This is a genomic window from Pseudoalteromonas luteoviolacea NCIMB 1944, from assembly GCF_001625565.1.
Lineage (GTDB): Bacteria > Pseudomonadota > Gammaproteobacteria > Enterobacterales > Alteromonadaceae > Pseudoalteromonas > Pseudoalteromonas luteoviolacea_F.
Genome location: NZ_AUXS01000048.1, coordinates 1 through 22,440, shown reverse-complemented (window position 1 = coordinate 22,440; position 22,440 = coordinate 1). Strand labels below are relative to the sequence as shown.

The following is a 22,440-nucleotide window of genomic DNA, read 5'->3' as shown; positions in this document are numbered from 1 at the left end:
ATTACTGAATGCTATATTTCATTCTTGAATGAGCAGTACATTTTGACTTGTCTTTTAATACTATCAGTACCCTATTTTCGCTGTCCCACTCAATGACACAGGTAAATTAGACACTTAATTTTTAACGAATTTCATTATTGAGCGTAGAAATTGTTCACGATATAAACTAGCCTAATATGAGTAGACTTAACTCTCTCCGGTTAATTAAATTGCTTATGGGTAAACGGCTTATAGTATTGTACACCTTTTGGGTGATAGTAACCGCAGCCCCTTCTATTTGTTTTGGGAATATCCCTGTACTGTCAAATCAATATTCAGTCAAAAAACTCACTGCCGAAGATGGCTTTGTGTCATCAGAGATCTATTCTATTATCCAAGACCAACAAGGATTGCTGTGGTTCGGAACCGCTGAGAACGGCGTGATGCGTTATGATGGCAGAAAAGTCACGTTGTTTGAATTTGATAGTGAGACGATGAACGGTTTGTCCCACAATGACGCGGGTAACTTGATGTTAGATCGAAGTGGCGATATATGGATAGGTACCTGGGGAGGTGGTGCAAATAGGTATGACCCAAAAACTGGTCAGTTTGAGAACTTTATTCACGATTCGAAAAGGACTGATTCAATAGCAGCGAACAGGATACAATCTTTGCTTCACGACTTGGATGGTTCAATATGGCTAGGATCTTATGATAATGGCTTGAGTCGGTATTTAGGTGGCGATAAATTTGAACACATAAAGAAAACCACAAATACTTCATTGGGTCTATCACACAATCGTATTTGGGATATTGAAAATCACGACATACAGAGCCTTTGGGTTGCTACAAGCTACGGGCTTAATCTATACGACAAAGAAAATAATACTTACCGCTACTTTTTTCCAGACCCTGAAAATAGCACGCCAACGGGCGCCAACGAAATACGGCATGTATTGAAATCCTCAAAGGGACACATTTACGTCGGCACCCAGCAAGGACCTTTTATTCTTGATCACAAAAGAGGAACATTTTCAGAGATCGGCGTTGTGGATGGTAAACATCTTGGTCAGGTCAACTCAATGATAGAAGATCATGAAGGTTACATCTGGTTTATCACAAGCAGAGGAGCTTTTAGACTATCTCAGGGCAATGGGCAGCTAGTTCAACTTGATTTGGAACATAACAGTGGACTACGAATTATATTCGAAGACAATGCAAATACGATCTGGATAACAAACGAACTTCAGGGGATCTTTAAACTTGTGCCCCATCGCAAGTTTAAGTCCATCGACAACCCTGAATTAACCACTCCAAATGGGATTACCGTTGACCATCAAGGAGATATTCTGGTTGCGAATTCTAAATCTGAATTGTTTAAGTGGAGCGTTGCGTCCCAAACTTTAGATATGTTAATTCCCGCAGTTTTCACTTCTGAAAAAGGCTTTAGTGAAAATCGCTTGTTGGAGCGCCCTGTTTTGTATTTAGATCAGGAGAACACACTGTGGATGGCTCAGGATGAAGGTTTAGCTAAAATTAACCTAGAGACCAAACAAAGCGAAATTATTACCTATCCAAAAACAGCGATGAATCATGAACAATTTCGCGAGATCAGAGCTTTATGTGTCGATAATCAGGGAATACTATGGATTGGCACATACAAAAATGGGGTCTATTTATACGATCCTTTAAAAAAGACTTTTAAGCATATGGGTACTTCATTTGGCTTGTCTCACTTGGAAGTACTCACGATCTATCAAGACAATTCCAAAAATATTTGGGTTGGAACTGGAAATGGTGTAAACCGTTGGGTTGAAAGCAGTCAAGAGTTTCAATCTTTTGTAAATAGCCCCTATCAGGCCAATAGTTTATTAGGCAGTATTGTTCAAGATATCTATGAAACTAAAGATGGTAGTATCTGGGTAGCGACGCAACAAGGGCTTAATTTATACCAAGCAGATCAAGACAACTTTACTCACTTTAACATGCAAAACGGATTACCAAGCAATCTAATAAGAGCAATATCAGATGATCGGCAAGGCAATTTGTGGTTAACCACTAACAAAGGCGTAACCAAGTTTTCCCCTTCCTCTGGTCAAGTCATAAACTTCGATAGCCGAAACGGGTTGCTCGGCTTAAATTACTACCCAAGTAGCCTTATCAAAGGCAAAAATGACACACTGTTTACAAATAGCCAGCGAGGTGTTGAGTATTTCAGTACATTGGTTCAGCAGTCTACGCTTAACGATCCCGGCATTGTACTCACCGGGTTTAACAAGATGGGCCTACCAATCAACTTAGATACCCCGTATTCCTACGTGACAGACATTTATGTTTCATACCTCGACTACATTTTCTCTCTTGAGTTTTCTGTGCTGGACTTTCTTTCACCAAATAAGAATCAATATGCTTATAAACTTGAAGGTTATGATGATAACTGGATAGAAATAGGTAATCGAAATACCGCTTCATTTACGAATCTCGATGGTGGCACCTACAAATTTCAAGTGAAAGCGACCAATAGTAACGGTGAGTGGGGATCTAAAACTTTATCTATTAATGTGCATGTATCTCCTCCCCCTTGGAAAACATGGTGGGCCTATTCACTTTATGTTTTATTGGTTGCCAGCAGTATTTTTGCGGTCATATATTTACGGACCAAACTACAAAAAGCAGAAATTAGCAGACAAAAACAATTTGTTGTCCAACTAGAAGAGCAAGTGTCCGAGAAAACTGCCTCATTGGAAACTCAGGCAAGAAGGCTCGAAGAAGCTTTGAAAAAGGCTGAGGAAGCGACACGGTTAAAATCTGAATTTCTCGCTAATATGAGCCATGAAATACGAACACCTATGAACGGAGTGATAGGTATGCTTGAGCTGCTTAAAAAGAGCGGTTTATCTTCAACTCAAGCTCATTCCGTTAATATTGCAAGTACCAGTGCCCACTCATTGCTCTCTTTGATTAATGATATATTGGATTTCTCCAAGATTGAGGCAGATAAGCTTGAATTAGAGTATGTCAATTTTGATCTTCGTCAGTTATTGGAAAATTTAGCTGAATCGATGGCTCTATCAGCTCAGACGAAAGGCGTAAGCATCATTCTGGATTTTGCTGATCTTGACAGTTCAATTGTGAAGTCGGACCCTGGCCGAATAAGACAAATTATTACCAATATCGTCAGTAATGCAATCAAGTTTACCGATCAAGGCGAAATAGTGCTATCCGCGACGCTTGAGCCAGACAAAGAAGCTCAAGGCTATATCTTTACGTGTAAAATCCAAGATACCGGCATCGGGATCCCCGAAGAAAAGTTAACCACTCTTTTCGATTCATTTATACAAGTGGACGCTTCTACAACAAGGAAATACGGTGGCACTGGCCTTGGGTTAAGTATCACCAAAAATTTATGCCAACTGCTCAATGGGGACGTTAATGTCTCAAGTACTGTTGGGGTTGGAAGTTGCTTTGAGGTAACTTGTGCCGTATCCAAAAGTGATGAGCTAAGCCCAACCACGGTGAATTTATCGGGCTATAACATAACTGCCTTACTTGTTGATTCTATCGTATCTAGTAACAAAGCAATTCGCAGGCAATTGGAGGTTTGGGGTGTCACTGTTTTTGACGCAACCAATGCCGACCAAGCACTTCGCGTGATCTCTAAACGGCAAATTGATATTGTTTTCTTTAACAAATCTCTTCCGAGCATGGATGGTGAATTACTGGCTAAAGAGATAAGAAAGCATGAGCAAAATAACAATGTTAAATTAGTTATGATGACGCTCTTAAAAGAACAATACACAGCTATTGAATCTTGCACGGTTAAGTTAGACGGTTATTTTTCTAAGCCGACCACCAAACAGGATTTGCTTAATGCATTGTCAACTATTTGTGCCGATATTAGGCATTATTTAGACAGGCCAAAGATCATTGAAGAAAGTAACAAAGGTGGTAAAAATCAAGGAAGTTGGGCTGCGAAAACGAGGATCTTGCTTGTTGAGGACAACAAAGTAAATCAAATGGTTGCTATGCGCATTTTAGATAGCATCGGATTAGTGGTTGATATTGCGGAAAATGGACTCGAAGCACTTGATAAAATTAAAGCTGCGGAAGGTGAACAGCCCTACACAGCTATCTTAATGGATTGTCAAATGCCTAAAATGGACGGTTATGAGACCACCAAAAATATTAGAGCGGCCAATGCCGGGGCAATTCATTCGAATATACCTATCATTGCGATGACTGCCAATGCTATGCAAGGTGATAGGCAAAAATGCCTTGATGCGGGTATGGATGACTACATAACGAAGCCTATTGAAACAGACAAGGTAATAGAGAAGCTAGAATATTGGATTAACAACAACGGTAATCGTTCGGCCTGAGTTTTTTGCCCCCACGACGAAAAATGGGCCTATTGGCCCATTTATTTATCGCTTTCTAATCGGTGTTCAATTTTATTTGTAGTTAACTTGGTCAATAACTAGGTTGATGTCATTTTCACCAGTAACTTCCCAAATAGTTACATGTTCAGTTGTACCAGCTGGGTTTTGGCAAGAAACTGTTTGTCTAAATACACGACCGTTGTAGTTATATACCTCATTATTCAAGGCATAGTGATTGGTGTGGAATAAAGGAGTTGAATCATAGCCGTTAAATACTTTAGAGACTAAGCCGTCGTTAATCTGAGAAGTACAGAAACCGTCTTCAGTTCCATTGTTAACTAAAATAGATGATGTATAGCTAAGTTGCTCGTACCAACCTGCACCACCACAGTGTGAAGACTGACCGCCACAAGCCGGTGATTGCCATTCACCAACACCCGTTAGAGTTGCATCCCAAGTGATTTTTGGTACCGCTGGGATTTTGTGTTTTACAGTGAAGCTTTCACCAGCTTCTGATTCACAATTTAGAGATAGAACACGAGTACGTTGCAACTGAGCTTCAGTAAACTGGCCTTGTAATACGATTCTATCGATGTGCCAAGTGTTATGTCCAGCTGGTGCAATCGCTACGTTCGCGATGAACTCGCCTGAAACTTCATCATAAACAGCACCAGTAGAGCATGAACCATATGTATCAGCGCGGAAAGCCCAAGCGCCAAAAGTACGTGAGTGATCTGAGTCAGTTACGATACGGTCCATAAATCCACCCGTATAGTTAGACTCACGATCATAACCATCTACATCGTTAACTGTAACGCTTGCGACTGCGTTGTTCATAGCAAATAAAGATACTACAGCTGCGAGAAGTTTAATTTTCATTTTGATCCCTTTTTTACTTTGGTTTAATTAAAACTTCCTCTCTAATTGAAAGGAAAATATAAATTTGTTTTAACGGGGGTCGTAAAATTATTTATCTACCCCGTCGTTTTCTCGCAACATAAGTTAGTGGCTAAAATTGGCCTTGTAAATGCGTAAAATATCGTCATTTCAGTATAAAAACAGTAATCCCCTTGAATGTGTATGAGCATTCTGAAACTAAAAAACAACTGGGTTAAAAGCGTTCGGACTTTTCCAAAATTAATATAAAACACCATTTTTCAATAACTTGAAAAATAAATAAGAATTCAATATGGTAAATTAATGGTGAGGCAAGACTAATGAATGTATGGAGAATCGAAATGAATCATAATGGAGTATAACTAAATAGCTAAATAGTATTAAAACAACACTATTAAATAATAATACTATTAATAATTAAGCATTGTGATTTGATAATTTATTTCATCAATACAAATCACCTTTTTGTAAGATATTTCTTGTTTTATACGGCTAATTTTTAATATTGAACGCGGATTTAAGTGAATTACTAATAAACACTTCCTCTTGAGGTAAGAATAGGTTTGCGTGGGCTTGAATGATCAAGTCTTGAATCACACGCTTTTGCAGTGTTCTTTCGAATAAGTCCACTGCTGCTCGGCCTGTTCGAGTATCAGAGCAAGCAATATATCCAAAAATAGTTGCGGTAGTATCTCCAATTGCATGAAAAGATATGTCTTTAAGAACCTCCTCTGAGGGGAAATCAGTCACAAACACCGAACTGTATTCAATAATACCGTCTAGCCTGCCTTGCACCAACATCTGTCGTAATCGAAATGCGCTGTCATTGCCTTCACTTATAAACAGTCTGTCCGCATTAGCTTTAATAAAATCATCAATTTCTAACCCGTACGAGCGGCCCTGTGTCACACCGATCCTCAGACCCATAGACAAGGCATCTTTTAGAGAAACTTCGATTGAAACAAATTTCTTGTTTCGCAAAATCAACCTGTTTGAAGGGAAAGCCATTAGAGGAAAAGACACAAATACGCCCATAGCTTCTCTCTCTGGTGTTTTTACTTTATTGTACAAGCACACGTTTTCTTGATTTTTCAGCTCCCTCCATTCACGTTCCCTACTCGCTGGGACAAAATCAATTTTCATATCATTTTTTAGATTACGCGTAATGATAAGCAGCAACTGAGTCGCCAAGTCTCCGGGCGCTTCACCAAAAGAAGGGTTATAGTCTGAAACAATCTCGATTTTTATTGGGTTGGCAAAGCCGGAAAAAGACAAAAATACAAATACAACAAACGCAAATTTAGACAGCATAGCTACTCCTACTGTATGCAGTCCTTGCGAAAAGTTATCTCTTGAGTATAGCTTTTATAAATTAGTTTTCTATGTAGAGCGGAAAAAACGGCTTTCTTAAACAAGAAACTCGATTAATAACAAGCAATTAAAAAAGTGAATATAATTTTGATTTGAATGAGTGAACCTAACTTTTGTTAACTATGTAATCCGAGGGGTTTATTGTTTCTGTTTTATGAAGGTCTGACGTTTAGATTGCGTTCATGGATGGGTAAATCACCTAACCTAATAACAAATCGTACTTTGACACTTATAAAATAGATTGACGGCTTATATAAAAAAACGCCATAACCAAATAATTTTCAGTCATGGCGTTATGTTTTTATGCAAACTTTCTAGACTAGATACTGCAACGTTTGTAGTTGCGGTATTCAGGCATCCAATAATTTTTGTCTATCGCAGCCCAAATTCGCTCATCTGGCATGTCTAAAGTCACACCTTCTTCCATTGCTTTCTTAGCCACAGCAAAAGCTATACGCTTACTTAGCTGCTCAATTTCAACTAATGACGGCAGTAGGCTTCCTTTGCCGGTGTTCGCCCATGGAGAAGACTCGGCAAGTGTTTCACTGGCAACCATAAGCATAGATTCCGTAATACGAGATGCTTTAGCTGCTAAAACGCCTAGGCCAATGCCTGGGAAGATATAGCTATTGTTACATTGCGGTATTACATGTGTTTTACCTGAAAATTCTACTGGCTCAAACGGGCTGCCAGTCGCAACAATTGCATTACCTTCAGTCCACTCAATCACGTCTTTTGGATGTGCCTCAACTTGGCGAGACGGATTACTTAGTGGGAAAATAATAGGTTGTGAGCAACCAGCGTGCATCGCTTTAATAACCTGTTCAGTAAACAAACCAGGTTGTCCAGAGACACCAATTAGGATATCTGGTTGAGCACAGTGCATGACATCCAATAGAGAAGCAAATTCACCACTGTAGTTCCAGCTTTCTAAGTTAGTTGAAGACTGAACTAACGCAGCTTGGAAATCTCTTAGCCCTTCCATACCCTCGGTAAGCAAGCCGAATCTGTCAACCATAAATACTTGGCTACGAGCTTGTTGATCCGAGATACCTTCTGACACCATTTGCGCAATGATTTGCTCTGCTATACCACAACCTGCAGAGCCCGCACCCACAAAGACCACTTTCTGCTCAGATAGCTTAGAACCTTTAACCCGACAAGCGGCTAGCAATGATCCGACAGTAACAGATGCAGTACCTTGAATGTCATCATTGAAACAGCAGATCTCATCGCGGTATCGTTTTAAAAGTGGCATAGCATTTGGCTGTGCAAAATCTTCGAACTGTAGCAACACATTTGGCCAACGGCGTTTTACGGCTTTTATAAATAGATCTAAAAACTCATCGTATTCTTCTTGGCTAATACGCTTGTGTCTCGCGCCCATATACATTGGGTCGTTCAGCAGCTTTTCGTTATTAGTGCCGACATCCAACATAACAGGTAACGTGTAAGCTGGGCTAATACCGCCACATACAGTGTACAGCGCAAGCTTACCAATTGGGATCCCCATTCCGCCGATGCCCTGATCGCCAAGACCAAGAATACGCTCACCATCAGTAACAACGATAACCTTTACCTTGCCTTTTGTAGCATTGCGTAAGATATCATCTATGTTGTGACGGTCTTCGTAGGAAATAAATAGACCGCGAGAACTACGATAGATATCAGAGAACTTTTCACATGCGTCACCCACTGTTGGCGTGTAGATGATAGGCATCATTTCTTCTAAGTGATCTCTTACTAAGCGGTAGTAAAGCGTTTCATTGTTATCTTGAATAGCTCGTAAATAAATATGCTTGTTGAGGTTGTCTTTAAAACTTGAAAACTGTTGATAACAACGCTCTACCTGCTCCTCAATGGTTTCATAACGAGGAGGAACTAAACCTGCTAGGTTAAAGTTTTCACGCTCACGCTGGCTAAATGCACTTCCCTTGTTTAGAAGAGGCGTTTCTAATAACGTTGGGCCAGAATATGGGATGTAGAGGTAATTAGGATCGGTTTGTTTAGTCATATTTACAAGCTGTGACTCTTAATTTTTTGATATAAGGGATCATTATTGTCTAAGTACACAAATTTTCAATATATTTAATGCACATCAGACCAATAAAACGACCCTGTAAACGGATGAGAGATCCGTAAACAGGGTCGTACATTATAACTGAATAATCTGTAATATCCTATGGTTACTCGCTAGATTCTCCAAGCGCAATGCCCTCTCTTCTTGGGTCAGCTCCGCCAAATAAAAGGCCTTCTTTTATTTCTATTGCATGAATACCTGAATTTAGGTCTGAAATGCGTACGACGTGTCCTTTTGACTCAAGCCAAGGCTTTATTGCCTTTAAGTTAGTACCTTTTTCAAGCGTGGTGTATTTATTTCTGTTCGTCACACGTGGAAGGTTAATCGCTTGCTGTGGCGTTAACCCCCAATCGAGTACACCGATGACGGTTTGAGCAACATAATTAATAATGCGACTACCACCTGGCGAGCCCACTACAAGCTTCAAACTACCATCTTTGTTGAATACCATGACAGGTGCCATGGAGCTGCGAGGTCGTTTATTCGGCTCAACCCTATTTGCCACCCATTTATTAGCAATTTTTGGTGACAATGAAAAATCAGTTAATTGGTTATTAAGCAAATAACCATTTACCATAACCGTTGATCCAAAGCCCATTTCAATTGAGCTTGTCATAGATACAGCATTGCCCTTGCTATCGATAATTGAAAGGTGCGTTGTAGAAGGTAACTCATAGCTATCATCTTGTGCATAGGACAGCTTGCCCATAGATGGATCACCCACCGGAAAACTAGGGTTGTCTCTTTCACCAATAAGCTGAGCTCGAGATTTAAGGTAAACCGGATTTAATAATCCTTGTGTTGGAACATCTACAAAGTCCGGATCTGCAATGTAAAAATTTCTATCCGCAAAGGCAAGGCGAGAAGCCTGGGTAAATAGGTGGATCGCTTGAGGGTCGTTTGGTTTGTATTGCGCTAGCTTTTTACCTTCCAGCAATTTTAGAATTTGTAAAACAGTCAAACCACCACTACTTGGCGGTGCCATAGAGCAAACCTTATAGCCGTGATAAGAAGTACAGACAGGGTGACGCTCTTTACTCTGGTAATTTTCTAAATCTGTCATGGACAAACGGCCAGGTGCAATTTTTGAGTTTTGTACAGCTTTGACCATATCTTCGGCGTATTTACCTTCATAGAAGGCCTTTGGTCCATACTCTGCAACTTCTTTGTACAACTTTGCCAGTTGTGGATTTTTGACAACAGTGCCAATAGCCAAGGGTTTGCCATTTGGGTAAAAATACTCTTTTGCTGGGGATAGCTTTGTTAAACCTGGATTAAACTCCTTCTTAAGGAGCATATGCAAACGTGGCGATACCTTAAAGCCTTTATTGGCGAGCTCAATTGCCGGTTTAAACAATTGGCGCCATTTTAAAACACCATACTTGTCATGAGCTTGTTTCATCGCATGTATAATGCCGGGTACTCCAACAGATCGGCCACCGACAACAGCTTCGATCCACCTAACAGGCTTACCTTCTTTATCTAAAAATAGCTTATGATTTGCTTTTTTAGGGGCAGTTTCACGGCCGTCAAATGTTGTTAGATAATTATTGCTTTTATCATAGTGGAGGATAAACGCTCCCCCACCAATACCTGAAGATTGAGGTTCAACCAATGTTAGAACAAGTTGAGCAGCTATTGCGGCATCGATAGCGCTACCGCCTTGTTGTAACATGATCTGACCAGCTTTACTTGCATGAGGGTTAGCTGCAACCACCATGTATTTTTCTGAGATTTTGTCTTTCTTTTCCGTAAAACCAGTAGCGGCCTCAGGCTCGCGCGCTTCTCGCTTTTTAGGGTCTGCCTGTTCCGCCGCAACAGGTAAGCTAGATGCGAATATTAACGCAATTAATGAGTGCTTAAAATTCAATGTATTCATTATTTCTTTTCAATCTTCGTTGGCATCATAAAAGTTAACAGGCACAATATACAAAAATACCTTTATTATTGTAGACATAGCATGTTTGGTTTCAACCTTCCAATAAGCCGCCAATATATTGTCCCACCAATTGTTTTAGCAACAATTGCTACCTTGTTAATGGCATTCGATATGCGAGATACTCTAGAGTTTCACCGCCAATTGATCAGTGAAGGTCAAGTGTGGCGGATATGGAGTAGTCAATATATACATACCAATTGGACTCATTTGGCCCTAAATCTTGTGGGTATTCTATTTATATGGGTACTACACGCGGAGCATACTTCAATACGCCGCTATTTTATTCATGTTTTATTTCTTGGCTTGTGGACAGGGATAGGTATTTGGCTATTTTGTCCCGACATCAGAGTATACACAGGATTAAGCGGATTGCTACATGGAATTATTGTTTGGGGCGCGCTAAAAGATATTCAGGTTAAAGAGCCAACAGGAATTCTTTTATTCTTGGGCATAGCTGGAAAACTTGCTTGGGAACAATATGCAGGGCCAAGTGCTGACGTTGGCAATCTTATCGACTCTCGTGTTGCCATCGAATCCCACTTGATTGGCGCTATAGGAGGCTTAGTTTTAGCATTGCCATTGTTTAAAGATAAGCTGGGATTCACTGTCAAACAGTAAAGTCTTAAAATGCGGCCTGTAATATATCAGGCCGTAATCCACAAACGCAATCTACTGTACATTCGCACCTATCTGCATTTTTAATGTTTTTGATCTTCAACAAAAATTAAGCGTTAAATATATCATTTAGAAAACAGAGCTAAATCACGTAACGTTTTGCGCAGTAGAACGTGTAACTCAGGCCGTAACCGAAAGTTACACAACACCAAAAAGGCCAGCTTGACGCTGGCCTTAAATTCTAGTTTCTAAAGATTTTCTTTAAACAACTTATAAATACGACGGTATTCATCCAACCAACCAGAAGGCTGCACAAATCCATGAGGCTCAACTGGATAGATGGCTGTTTCAAAGTTTTCTTTTTCTAGCTCGATAAAACGTTGTACCAATCTAACAACGTCTTGGAAAAATACGTTGTCATCGATCATTGGCGCATTGATAAGCAACGGTTTATTTAAACCTTCTGCAAAGTAGATTGGTGAGCTTCTTCTATAGGCAATTGGATCAACATCAGGTCTGTTAAGAATATTTGACGTGTATGGGTCATTATAATATGCCCAATCGGTTACCGGACGTAACGCAGCACCGGCTTGGAATAACTCAGGTTGGGTAAACAAAGCCATAAATGTCATGAAGCCGCCGTAAGAGCCACCATATGTACCTACAGAGCCTTCATCTACATTGGCATTTTGCGTCATCCATTTAACACCATCGGCCAAATCTTGGATTTCAGGCGTACCCATTTGGCGATAAATTGCTGTACGCCAATCTCGGCCGTATCCTTTAGACGCACGATAGTCCATATCCATTACTACATAGCCTTCGCTTGCAAGTAATGAGTGGAACATGAATTCACGGAAGTACACAGACCAACCCATATGCGAGTTTTGCAGGTAACCTGCGCCATGGTTAAAGATAATAGCTTTTCGTTTTTTACCTGATTCGCCTGGTTTGTAATCAGCTGGGTAATACACTTTTGCGTAGATAGGCTCATCAGTATGGCTTGATGGAACGGCTACAATTTTAGGTGCAATTAGTTTCTTATTTAAGAACTCATCCGACACCGTATTTGTCAATCGTTTAGGTTGTGCGTTCGGTTTTGCATCTGCAACATAAAGCTCAGTTGGCATCATGATCTTTGAGTGCTTTAGTAACACTTTTGACTCATCTGGGCTCAATACAAAGTCAGTCATACCATTTAAATCTGTAACAGCAGATTTCTCTTTCGTATTGACATCAACTGAATAGATTTCGTAGATACCCGGGTGCTCTACATTCGCTTTAAAGAAAAACTTACTATTGTCTCTTGTCAATTTTGGATCTGAGACTACAAACTTACCCGACGTGATTTGCTTAGCTTTACCATCAATTGGTTTTACATATAAGTGGCTATAACCACTTTCTTCAGAAAGGAAAAATAATGCATCTTCGTTGTTCAACCAACCAAAATCGTTGTATGCATAGTTGACCCATGCCTTGTCATGCAATCTATGTTGAGGCTCGAGTTCGCCGTTTTCGAAATCTAATGTAGCAATCCAGCGATCTTTGTTATCCCACGCTTTAAACATCATGGCTACTTGGTCACCATTGCTATTCCACTGAATTGGTGATTGAGACCAATACCAGTCGCGCATCATTTTAATCGCTCTTGGTTCTTTTTTAGATGTGTATGATTCACCAATAGCTGCCGCATTCTCTTTTTTAACGTCTGCTAACACATCTTCGTCAAAGCCAGGTAATGCATCAAAGCTAATTGACTTGTGTGTATCAGCTTTTAAATCATAATAAAGCACTTCAACTTCGACAGGCTTATTGTCAGCCACACGACTTCGGGCTGGCACTGGTACAATATTTCCATCTTGACCAATGTAATTTGGCATCATGTCTTTTTTCGTTGATTGAGAAAAGACGTTATCTTTACTTACAACCACAATAAGTTTGTCGCCGCTTGGAGAGATACTTGCTTCAACAAGATTATTCCCTTCGCCAATATAAATTTGCTTGTCAGCGATGGTTTTATTTTGAGATTTTAATTCTGCCTGACGACCTTCTTTGTCTAGCGCGTTTTTATGTGTAAGTGCCACATAATCAATTAACTTGTGTTGTTCTTTGGCAATATAAGTGCTTGGCTCTTGTGTACCCTGTGGTGTATTGCCCTCGTTTATCTTAACAAGCTCTTTGGTCAAGCCAGTCTCGACATTAACAGTAAAAAAGGTATCGGCAACACGAAATGCTAACTCACCAGAAACCATAAACTGGATAATCGTTTCTTTTTCACTTGAACGTGTGATCTGCTTAATTTGTTTGGTAGCTAAGTTCTTGACAAAAATATTGCCTTGGAATGTATATGCTTGGTATTTACCATCTGCAGAAAAAGTAGCATTGTTACTGCCAATCTCGTGCAAGCTAGCCAAGGCGACTTGCTCTGTACCCTTGCTATTTATTGAAAATGTATCCCTGAGTTGATTTCCAACCTGCTTTTGGTTGAAATAAATGGTATTGCTATCTGCACCCCAAAATGCACTTTCCGGAGAGCGACTAATCCAATCCGGATCTGCCATCGCTTGTTCTAGAGTGATATTTTCACTACCAAAATCTAGCGGAGTTTGTACGGCTTGCGAAACAATAGCTGAGTTACTATTCGCTTCCTCAGTGTTTGATTGTTTGCTTGTTGTTTGACAACCAGTCAGCAGCAGGCCTGCGACGGCAATGCTCAATAGGGATTTTTTCATCAGAGCTCTTCTTTTAATTTATTAATCAGCGCAATTTAATCAAAAGATAGAACAATATTCGACAGGTTTTAGATAAACACCCAAAGTTTTTAGCTTGGTGGCGGAGGTGTACACAATTTAGTAACATACAGGTATAAAAAAAGGCCAGTAAAGCTACTGGCCAAATACTCTCTGCGCTCACATAGTCGTTGATGGACAACGAGTATGAAATGAGGCATATCCAAGCCTCAAATAATCAGACTGACGCTTATTCAAAAGGTTCAAAAAAATTTAGTAAATTTATTGAATAAAACCGTCAATAATTAATAAAAGTATGACCGAGCTTACAATCGTCCACAAAATTATCGCCATAACAAAGGGTTGCCACCCGCATTGTTTAAGCACTTTTTTTGAAATACCCGCACCAATTAAAAATAGAGTACCTACAAGCAAAGCTTTTGCGCACTCGTAACCAATTTGCCACAACGGCTTGTATTCCGGAAGCCAAGTATTGATGGCTGCTGCAAGTAAAAAGCCAACAATAAATAAAGGGATACTCGCCTTCTCTTCCGAGCGCCAGAATACCCCAGCCAGTGCAGTATATGGCACTATCCACATTGCCCTCGTAAGTTTAATGGTTGTAGCCATGGCTAATGCAGCCGGACCATAAGCAGCTGCAGCTCCCACAACACTGCTCGTATCATGAATTGCTAATGCACTCCACAGCGCAAATTGGCTTTGGGTCAGCTCAAAATAGTGCCCCAACCATGGGAATATGAGTAAACCTACCGCATTCAATGAAAATACGATTGCTAATGCTACTGCTATCTCATCTTGTTTTGCTTTAATCACAGGCGCCATCGCAGCAATAGCACTACCGCCACAAATTGCCGTTCCAAAAGAGATCAACGTGCCAGTATTTTTATTCAAACGGAATAACTGGGTCAATATTTCACCAAGTCCAATAATTGCGGTAATACTCACAATCGTTAATACAATTGAGCTCCTACCTACTTCTAGGACGTGCATGACATCTACATTGAAACCTAACCCAATCACAGATACTTTGAGAAGTAGCTTTGATAGCTGTGCACTTTGCAAGTCGAATGGGTTACCAAATAAAAGGGCAAAAGAGATCCCCATAAACAAAGCCATCGCGGAACCAATTAGAGGGGTAATTGACACAATGAAACAAGCTATAAACAAGAGCTTAAGTACATTTGAATTAATATTAACCATATAAAAACTTCTAGCGTATATGTTGCATAAAAAAGCCGAGCTGTTGCTCGGCTTTTTCTAATTTAATATTAATGCATGGCTGGTTGCGCTAACTCCTGGGTAATCTTCTTCAGGTAGTAGTTCTGCCAGCTCTGCCAACCGCTCTCCTAGCTGATGCAAATTAGCAGCTGAGACATTAATATGGCCCATTTTTCTGCCTGGCTTAGCATCTTTTCCATACCAGTGACTAGTACAATCTGCGACAGACAATACCGCTTGAGGAATTGAAGGCTGACCTAATACATTTACCATCGCAGTCGGTCGCACAAGTTGAGTACTGCCAATTGGTAAGCCAGTGATAGCGCGCATATGGTTTTCAAATTGGCTGGTGTGTGCACCTTGTTGTGTCCAATGCCCTGAATTATGAACGCGAGGCGCAATTTCATTCACTAGTAATTTACCGTCAACGTCGAAAAACTCAATTGCCAATACACCCACATAATTTAGCTCTGACGCCAAGTTTTCAAATGCAGCTTCAGCTTGGGCTTGTATCGCTGCCTTTTCTTTTCCAGCAATAGATAAGGTCAGAACGCCATTTGTGTGCTGGTTCTCAGTTAATGGATACACCTTGCATTGTCCATCTTTATCACGCACACCTATGATAGAAACCTCTCTATCAAATGGGATCATTTTTTCAGCAATGATTGAGTGTGGTGCAGCCTCAGTGCCAGTATCTAGAAAGCCTTTCATCTCAGACCATACTTGCTCTGCGTCATCAGCTGATTTAAGACGCCATTGGCCTTTACCATCATAACCCGCCTGACACGTTTTAATTACGAGTGGTAGACCAAGCTTTTCGATTGCTTCAATAAAAGCGCTTTTCTCTGTGATCAATGCATAAGGAGCGCACGGAACTTTAGCATTGTCTAAAAGAGCTTTTTCTTTACTGCGGTCACCACCGATAGAGATTGACTCTGCACCAGGATAAAACTTACCACTTTGTTGACATACGTCGAGTACGTCTTCAGGAATATGCTCGAATTCTGCGGTAATCGCATATGCTTGCTCTACTTCCTGTTCGAGTGTTGTGTGCTTCACTTCAAAAGTAACTGGGTTAATTACTTGTTTTGAACCTACATCGTAAGCTAAAACATTTATACCCAAATGAGTAGAAGCCAGACTCATCATTCGGGCCAACTGACCCGCGCCTAGTACTAATACTTTCATGTTATTCAGCTGGGTTTGGGTTAGCTAAGATAGTTTCAGTCTGAGCTTTTCTAAACGCTTCAACTTTTTCAAATATTTCCGGTTGCTGGCAACCTAATATTTGTGCTGCTAATAAACCGGCATTCGCTGCGCCTGCATCACCTATCGCTAATGTACCTACCGCAACACCTTTTGGCATTTGGCAGATTGAAAGTAATGAATCGACACCATTTAAAGTTTTCGATTTTACTGGTACGCCCAATACCGGCAAACTTGTGAAAGCAGCAGCCATACCGGGAAGGTGTGCTGCGCCGCCCGCACCGGCGATGATCACTTTGATACCACGCTCTGCTGCCGTTGTTGCATAATCGGCCAATAATTGAGGAGTGCGATGCGCCGAAACCACTTTTGTTTCATACTCAATGCCAAACTTATCTAACATATCTGCCGCATGTTGCATTGTAGGCCAATCAGACTTAGAACCCATGATAATGCCAACCGTCATAATAATTCCTCAATTCTAAATTAAACGATACTTACTACAGCGCTAAAGGGGTTGCGCCGAAATCGTGAGTATTATACCCGAGTGATAGTTGAAAGCGAGCCTCAATATATAAAAAACCGCTCATAGCGGCTTTTATCTGGAAATATAACTTATTGCAAGCAATGGCTTTTTGAGCTAACTACGAGCCTTGCTAATTGCCTTGCTTTACAGCCATATCTTTACACCCATTTTGAGTATTGGAAAATGCTTTTTGCCAATGCTTTGAAAACTCATCGGGACCGAGAATAAAAAAGAAAAGCATCATACCGCCTGGCACCAATACGAGTTTCAGTGCTGGTCCCAAAACGTAACTATAAAAAGCAATAAATGGAATAAACAGAATATAACCAATTAACCGCGTAAGCATCATACACCTCCTTAATTATTGAGCACGCTCAATTAATTTAATGAGCGCGCTCATTTTTGTCAAGTGTGTAGATTACTTTGTCACTGTATCGTATTTTGTGGTAAGCTCTTTGGTGCGCTCAATATGTTGATTTAGTATGAAAAAACGAGAAATTACAGCCCAAAAAATACTTGACGTTAGTTGGCAATTATTCCAAAAACATGGGTACGCCGAGACAACTACTCGCCAAATAGCGGCGGAGGCTTCTGTTGCTACAGGCACTGTGTTCAGTCACTTTCCAAATAAAATCGACATATTAAAATTGGCGATGCACCAGCGAATTGATGAGGTACTGAGATTAGCCCATCAAGAAAATGAGCAGACGAGCCCTCGACTACGACTCAGACATTACGCAAAATTTCTTTACCGCTTTTACTGCGAGAACCGCCCTTTTAGTAAAGCGCTATTACAGGATTTAATGTGGCACAGTGCCTTTTTTGAAGATCAATTGAACGACTTTAAACATATGCTCTTTGAAGGCCATAAATATGATGAAATTAAAGCAACAGCTATGATGGATTGCTACTTTATGACTCTAATATACGGACTTAGCAACGAACAACTATCCCCTGTTGACTTGGTGTCATTACTTACCGCTAAGCTCCAGATGATACATACATAAAGCTGTATGATGTGTTCTTTTATATAACTTTGCTCTATCTTCTATACACTTCTAAGCTTTATATAGAATCACCATACGCATATAACGCTTGTGAAAACCCTGTTTGTGTTTTTATTTTTTTACGCTTCAATTGCTCATAGCGCTGCACCGGACTTAACACTGACACACGAAAAGTACGTCAATTTAAGTGCTGGTAGCTATTATTTGCAAGATAACCAATTTGGCATTGTCGACGTAATGTCCTTACCGGACAATCATTGGAAAATCAATGAAACAGACAACTTTAACCTTGGATACACCCCCGAGACCTATTGGGTAAAAGTTAGTTTTAGTTTGCCTCGGGACACAAACGGTTACTTTTTGGAAATAGCCTACCCTGTTCTGGACAGTATAAAGCTCTATTTGATGCAAGGAGATGAAGTACTCAGTTATTCAAAACTGGGCGATAAACAGCATTTTGAAGATCGGCAGATCAAACACCATAACTTTATCCTCCCTATAGACGAAAACACCCAAGGACCGCTCACCCTATATGTTAGAGTGAATTCGACCAGTGCCCTACAGTTACCTATCCGACTTTGGAGTCAACCAAGCTTTTACGAAAGCGACCAAATAGCCACACTTTTTTTAGGGATCTATTTTGGCCTTATGAGCATTATGGCCATATACAATGTACTCATGTATTTCTCTCTAAGAGATACAACTTTTCTTTACTATGTTGTGTACGTTTCAGCCATTATCGCCTTCTATTTTAGCTTGTCAGGTCTAGGGTTTAGATACTTGTGGCAAGGAAGCTTATGGTGGAATGATCAATCAATATTATTCTTTTTACTCGCGGCTGTGCTTGCAGGCACTTCTTTTATCGTAAAATTACTCGAATTACAGAAAAATAGTAAAATTCTGTATAGAGGTTGCTTGTCACTTTTCGTAATCGGAGTCTGTCTGCTATTTGCATCAATGTACTTCTCCTACGGTACAATGATCAGAGTCATAATTCTGTATGCGTCATTAGCTTGTTTGTGGGGCGTGATCACAAGAACAATAAAACTGTTTGAGGGTACACATTTTTCGACTTACTACTCATTAGCTTGGAACGCCGCACTTTGCGGGGGAATAATCCTTGCGGCCAACAAATTGAATATTATACCCAATAATTGGTTTACTGAACATGCGTTGACAATAGGCACCTCAATAGAGGTAGCATGCTTGTCATTCGCAATGGCAGAGAGAATCAATTCAGAGAGAAAAAAACGTTTCATAGCTCAAGCTAAAAGTATGACCGAAATCCGCAAAGCAAATATGCAGCTCGAAACTGAAGTAATCAACAGAACACAGGAACTTCAGACTGCCTATGACAAACTTAAACATATCTCTCGAATTGACGAGCTCACTCAAGTGCTCAATAGGCGAAGCCTAAATGACGCTTTAAATACAGAATGCTTGCGAGCAAAGCGTTTTGGTCACTCTGTTAGTTTATTAATGGTCGACATTGACCATTTTAAAAAAATCAACGACACATATGGCCATCAGTGTGGTGATAAGTGTATTACACATATAGCCAACGTATTAAAAAAAACCTGTACTCGTGCGGGTGATATTGTGGCACGTTACGGCGGAGAAGAGTTTTGTATTTTGCTACCTGAGTGCAACGAGGGAGATGCATTTGACCTAGCAGAACTGATCAGAAGACATACTGAAGCTTCTGTAGTTAAGTTCGAAGACTCAATTATAAAACTGACAATCAGTGTTGGTATAGCAACTAGGTGGGGAGTTGATTTAGAGCCTCATGAACTTGTAAAGCAATCAGATATGGCTCTTTATTTCGCCAAACAACATGGCAGAAACCAAGTCTCACTCGGCTCAATTTTAGACTCGTGAAATTGAAGTGGTCAGCACTCAACTGACCACTTATACATTAGCTGAAGCTTTCAACAACCTCTTTTTTGCTGAGTTTAGAGCAATACCAAATGCTGTTCTCTTCACCGTGATATACACGGCGTTTTGCATGTTTCAGGGCATACAATGAAGCTAAAGCAAAACCTACTGCGCCAAGTTCAATCCCTAGATCACCAAGAGAGTCTGGCGCCCAAATACCAATTGAAGGGAGTACAAACGCTATCACAGAATTTGTCGGTATGATCAAACACAGAACAGCTAAAATCTGTAAACTCAATATGCTAAACCTTGCAGCACCATAAACAAATGCACCAGCCAGTGTTACAAAAAACAACAAATAATAAACCCACATATAGGCTATGTTGATGTTCCAACTGGTTAACGTTAGCCATTTGCTTGCTGCAAATACGCCTGCAATACCTATAGCGCAACCCAAAGATACACCTATAGTCAGATTAGCCATAAAGTGGCTTGAACGACTTTGCTTTAATGACTGCTTTTTGCGTCGCTTCTCTAGCCATATCAAGTTACCGCTATAAAACAAAAATGCACCGCCTAAGCCCATAACGAAATATAACCATCGACCAAGTTCACCACCGTAGCTCCCAAAGTGAAGTCCAAAAAAGCTCGTGACAACGGCAGCCCATATACTTTGCTCACCACTTTCATTCCTCACGGTGCTGGAGTCAATTTCTAGCGTAAATGGATTCAAAAAAACATAGTCATTGTGAGGGCCACGCATTAAAGTTCTATCGCTTATGATAGATATGCTTGCAGACGGGTGGGCCGATGACAACCCGCTTAACCTGATGCTACTTACTTCATAGCCTGGCGCATAGTCATGAATGGTTTGTTTTATTTCAGTTAATGTCGCAAGTTCTCGAATATCGTATCGAACCTCTTCATGTTTTTCACCACCACCAAACATGGGTTTGTCTCCATATACTTGGCTTAATCCACCGTAAAACAAGTCATGAAATGAAAAAACAACCACGGTGATCGCAATAATGATATGAAAAGGTAAGCTCGCGATACCAACTAAGTTGTGTGAGTCTAGCCAAAAGCGATTTGCTCCCTTTTCTTTGCGAAGCGCAAAAAAGCTTTTTACTAAGCTCGGTAAGAGAAAAATAACACCTGACACGAGAGCAAGAAAATACAAAAATGCGGCAATACCTAGCACATACACACCCGCTTGATCGTGTCCAATCTCTCCGATAATCCCAGCTGAACGATGCAAGTAATCTATTAACATTGATAACTCATTGACATGTCGTAACTCCGCTACCAACTCACCTTGCTCATTCAACGTACCATGCCAGATTTGGTCATCCATTGAAAAGCCGCGAGCAGAACCTTGTCCATACCAGTGAATTGGGGAGCTATTTTCATCATAACTAACCGTGACAGCTTTGAGTGAATCCGGGTTTTGTGATAACACTTGTTTAAGTAACAACTCGTGTTTATCTGAATGAACCTGATCCAATTGGTAATTTGGAGGCGTAGCCCAATCGTTAATTGTATCACTAAACATCGTCAGTGAGCCTGCAAAGAATCCAATGAAAAGTAACAACCCGGCGGTGATCCCAGTCCATGTATGCAGTGATTGATATGTCCTTAGAATATCGCTTCTAATTTTCATAATTGGCTCCTTAATACATAGACAATAGCGTTGGAAATAACAGCACTAACACCTAAGTACAACCATGCCTGACGCCCAGTTTTAAACATATAAACAAAACACAGGATTAAAAGCCAAATTGGCGTTATGATCCACATGTTAAATTGCGTTTTCCAAAGCCTTTGTTCTTCTGTGATCTGCTCAGTTAACCCCGTTGGCCCCAACCACGCAAAAATACCGACAAGCCCAAGCGTTAAGAAAAACCCACCGATCACTCCCGCAAATGTTTTACTCCACCAATGGGGTTGAATTTTATTATGTTGAGTCATGGATTTTACTTCCTATTAAGACAGAGCATAAGTAAAGGCAGTGAAAATAGTGCGACCATTAACATCAGAAGCCAGATAAAAAATCCAGCCGAGCCAACAAAGTAATATGCACCAATAACGATAGCTATGGCCGCAAACGCATACCCCACCTTTTGCATTGGTTTTGCTAAAGGCTTATCCAAAAGTCTTTGATGTCTATTTGATAAATATAAAAGAAGTGTACCGATGCCTATCAATATCACCATTAGAAAAGAGTACAAACTTATGCTCCTGTCCTTAGCTAATTAGAGTTGTGGGAGCAAGATTATAAACATAATAGGAACAACATTACACGTTAAATTGTAATGAGAATTGTTTTCAACATAAGGTGGGAGAGAATAAAGCCGTATTCCCACAAACCAGTCGACCAAAAACCTATCACCTCCAACAACCCGTCACCCTGAATTTATTTCAGGGTCCATTTTGGATCTTAAAGTTGTAGTTCCCTCAAACTCACCTAAAACATGGATTGCAGGGCAAGCCCGCAATGACGGTTTCGACATGATATGCAACGCTGACGGTATGGATGTGTTGAGTAAAAGCGACAGTAGTGACTTGTTGAGTAGCAATCAAGGTATCGATTTGTTGCAA

General features: G+C 40.4%; 15 protein-coding genes. 4 read left to right on the top strand and 11 right to left on the bottom strand.

Annotated features, from left to right (window positions below; translation table 11 throughout):
* Nucleotides 1-176: 176 nt before the first annotated feature.
* Nucleotides 177-4,358, top strand: coding sequence for a hybrid sensor histidine kinase/response regulator (locus N483_RS18435; RefSeq protein ID WP_023397549.1), 4,182 nt, complete (start codon nucleotides 177-179; stop codon nucleotides 4,356-4,358).
* Nucleotides 4,359-4,430: 72 nt separating this feature from the next.
* Here the strand turns inward: N483_RS18435 and N483_RS18430 are convergent, their stop codons facing one another.
* From N483_RS18430 to ggt, 4 genes are all read right to left on the bottom strand, one after another.
* Complete coding sequence (locus tag N483_RS18430) at nucleotides 4,431-5,237, bottom strand: hypothetical protein (protein ID WP_023397548.1); 807 nt, start codon at nucleotides 5,235-5,237, stop codon at nucleotides 4,431-4,433.
* A gap of 510 nt (nucleotides 5,238-5,747) precedes the next feature.
* Nucleotides 5,748-6,566: a hypothetical protein gene (locus N483_RS18425; RefSeq protein ID WP_023397547.1), complete on the bottom strand. Its 819-nt coding sequence runs from the start codon at nucleotides 6,564-6,566 to the stop codon at nucleotides 5,748-5,750.
* Between the two features lie 379 nt (nucleotides 6,567-6,945).
* Complete coding sequence (locus N483_RS18420; RefSeq protein ID WP_023397546.1) at nucleotides 6,946-8,640, bottom strand: NAD-dependent malic enzyme; 1,695 nt, start codon at nucleotides 8,638-8,640, stop codon at nucleotides 6,946-6,948.
* Between the two features lie 172 nt (nucleotides 8,641-8,812).
* Nucleotides 8,813-10,576 carry a gamma-glutamyltransferase gene (gene ggt, locus N483_RS18415; protein ID WP_036975040.1) on the bottom strand — a complete coding sequence of 588 codons (1,764 nt, stop codon included), beginning with the start codon at nucleotides 10,574-10,576 and terminating at the stop codon, nucleotides 8,813-8,815.
* Nucleotides 10,577-10,666: 90 nt separating this feature from the next.
* Here ggt and rrtA point away from each other — a divergent pair, with 90 nt between their 5' ends.
* Nucleotides 10,667-11,263, top strand: coding sequence for a rhombosortase (rrtA, locus tag N483_RS18410; protein WP_023397544.1), 597 nt, complete (start codon nucleotides 10,667-10,669; stop codon nucleotides 11,261-11,263).
* A gap of 245 nt (nucleotides 11,264-11,508) precedes the next feature.
* On the opposite strand, the gene N483_RS18405 is transcribed toward rrtA, so the two are convergent.
* The 5 genes from N483_RS18405 to N483_RS18385 form a co-directional block, all read right to left on the bottom strand.
* Complete coding sequence (locus N483_RS18405) at nucleotides 11,509-13,992, bottom strand: prolyl oligopeptidase family serine peptidase (RefSeq protein WP_023397543.1); 2,484 nt, start codon at nucleotides 13,990-13,992, stop codon at nucleotides 11,509-11,511.
* Nucleotides 13,993-14,271: 279 nt separating this feature from the next.
* On the bottom strand, nucleotides 14,272-15,126 hold the full coding sequence (locus N483_RS18400; RefSeq protein WP_419555114.1) for a YeiH family protein: 855 nt from the start codon (nucleotides 15,124-15,126) through the stop codon (nucleotides 14,272-14,274).
* Nucleotides 15,127-15,267: 141 nt separating this feature from the next.
* Entirely contained in the window at nucleotides 15,268-16,416 is a 1,149-nt protein-coding gene (locus N483_RS18395; RefSeq protein WP_023397541.1) for a 5-(carboxyamino)imidazole ribonucleotide synthase, read from the bottom strand.
* Nucleotide 16,417: 1 nt separating this feature from the next.
* Nucleotides 16,418-16,900, bottom strand: a complete 483-nt coding sequence (gene purE / locus N483_RS18390; protein WP_023397540.1) for a 5-(carboxyamino)imidazole ribonucleotide mutase — start codon at nucleotides 16,898-16,900, stop codon at nucleotides 16,418-16,420.
* A 190-nt stretch (nucleotides 16,901-17,090) separates the two neighbouring features.
* Nucleotides 17,091-17,309: a hypothetical protein gene (locus tag N483_RS18385; RefSeq protein ID WP_231105480.1), complete on the bottom strand. Its 219-nt coding sequence runs from the start codon at nucleotides 17,307-17,309 to the stop codon at nucleotides 17,091-17,093.
* Nucleotides 17,310-17,442: 133 nt separating this feature from the next.
* Here N483_RS18385 and N483_RS18380 point away from each other — a divergent pair, with 133 nt between their 5' ends.
* Nucleotides 17,443-17,967 (top strand): TetR/AcrR family transcriptional regulator, encoded by a 525-nt coding sequence (locus N483_RS18380; protein WP_063383374.1) that lies wholly within the window; start codon nucleotides 17,443-17,445, stop codon nucleotides 17,965-17,967.
* Nucleotides 17,968-18,072: 105 nt separating this feature from the next.
* On the top strand, nucleotides 18,073-19,845 hold the full coding sequence (locus N483_RS18375; protein ID WP_155735418.1) for a sensor domain-containing diguanylate cyclase: 1,773 nt from the start codon (nucleotides 18,073-18,075) through the stop codon (nucleotides 19,843-19,845).
* A gap of 37 nt (nucleotides 19,846-19,882) precedes the next feature.
* Here N483_RS18375 and N483_RS18370 read toward each other — a convergent pair whose 3' ends face one another.
* Together N483_RS18370 and N483_RS18365 are read right to left on the bottom strand one after the other, a co-directional pair.
* Nucleotides 19,883-21,502, bottom strand: coding sequence for a PepSY-associated TM helix domain-containing protein (locus N483_RS18370; protein WP_023397536.1), 1,620 nt, complete (start codon nucleotides 21,500-21,502; stop codon nucleotides 19,883-19,885).
* On the bottom strand, nucleotides 21,499-21,810 hold the full coding sequence (locus N483_RS18365; protein WP_023397535.1) for a hypothetical protein: 312 nt from the start codon (nucleotides 21,808-21,810) through the stop codon (nucleotides 21,499-21,501). The genes N483_RS18370 and N483_RS18365 overlap by 4 nt, the downstream gene beginning before the upstream one ends.
* Nucleotides 21,811-22,440: the final 630 nt, after the last annotated feature.

Bases quoted from the DNA above. Each gene is read 5' to 3' on its own strand.
- N483_RS18435 (WP_023397549.1), top strand. From the start codon at position 177: ATGAGTAGACTTAACTCTCTCCGGTTAATTAAATTGCTTATGGGTAAA.
- N483_RS18430 (WP_023397548.1), bottom strand. From the start codon at position 5,237: ATGAAAATTAAACTTCTCGCAGCTGTAGTATCTTTATTTGCTATGAAC.
- N483_RS18425 (WP_023397547.1), bottom strand. From the start codon at position 6,566: ATGCTGTCTAAATTTGCGTTTGTTGTATTTGTATTTTTGTCTTTTTCC.
- N483_RS18420 (WP_023397546.1), bottom strand. From the start codon at position 8,640: ATGACTAAACAAACCGATCCTAATTACCTCTACATCCCATATTCTGGC.
- rrtA (WP_023397544.1), top strand. From the start codon at position 10,667: ATGTTTGGTTTCAACCTTCCAATAAGCCGCCAATATATTGTCCCACCA.
- N483_RS18405 (WP_023397543.1), bottom strand. From the start codon at position 13,992: ATGAAAAAATCCCTATTGAGCATTGCCGTCGCAGGCCTGCTGCTGACT.
- N483_RS18400 (WP_419555114.1), bottom strand. From the start codon at position 15,126: ATGGCTTTGTTTATGGGGATCTCTTTTGCCCTTTTATTTGGTAACCCA.
- N483_RS18395 (WP_023397541.1), bottom strand. From the start codon at position 16,416: ATGAAAGTATTAGTACTAGGCGCGGGTCAGTTGGCCCGAATGATGAGT.
- purE (WP_023397540.1), bottom strand. From the start codon at position 16,900: ATGACGGTTGGCATTATCATGGGTTCTAAGTCTGATTGGCCTACAATG.
- N483_RS18385 (WP_231105480.1), bottom strand. From the start codon at position 17,309: ATGATGCTTACGCGGTTAATTGGTTATATTCTGTTTATTCCATTTATT.
- N483_RS18380 (WP_063383374.1), top strand. From the start codon at position 17,443: ATGAAAAAACGAGAAATTACAGCCCAAAAAATACTTGACGTTAGTTGG.
- N483_RS18370 (WP_023397536.1), bottom strand. From the start codon at position 21,502: ATGAAAATTAGAAGCGATATTCTAAGGACATATCAATCACTGCATACA.
- N483_RS18365 (WP_023397535.1), bottom strand. From the start codon at position 21,810: ATGACTCAACATAATAAAATTCAACCCCATTGGTGGAGTAAAACATTT.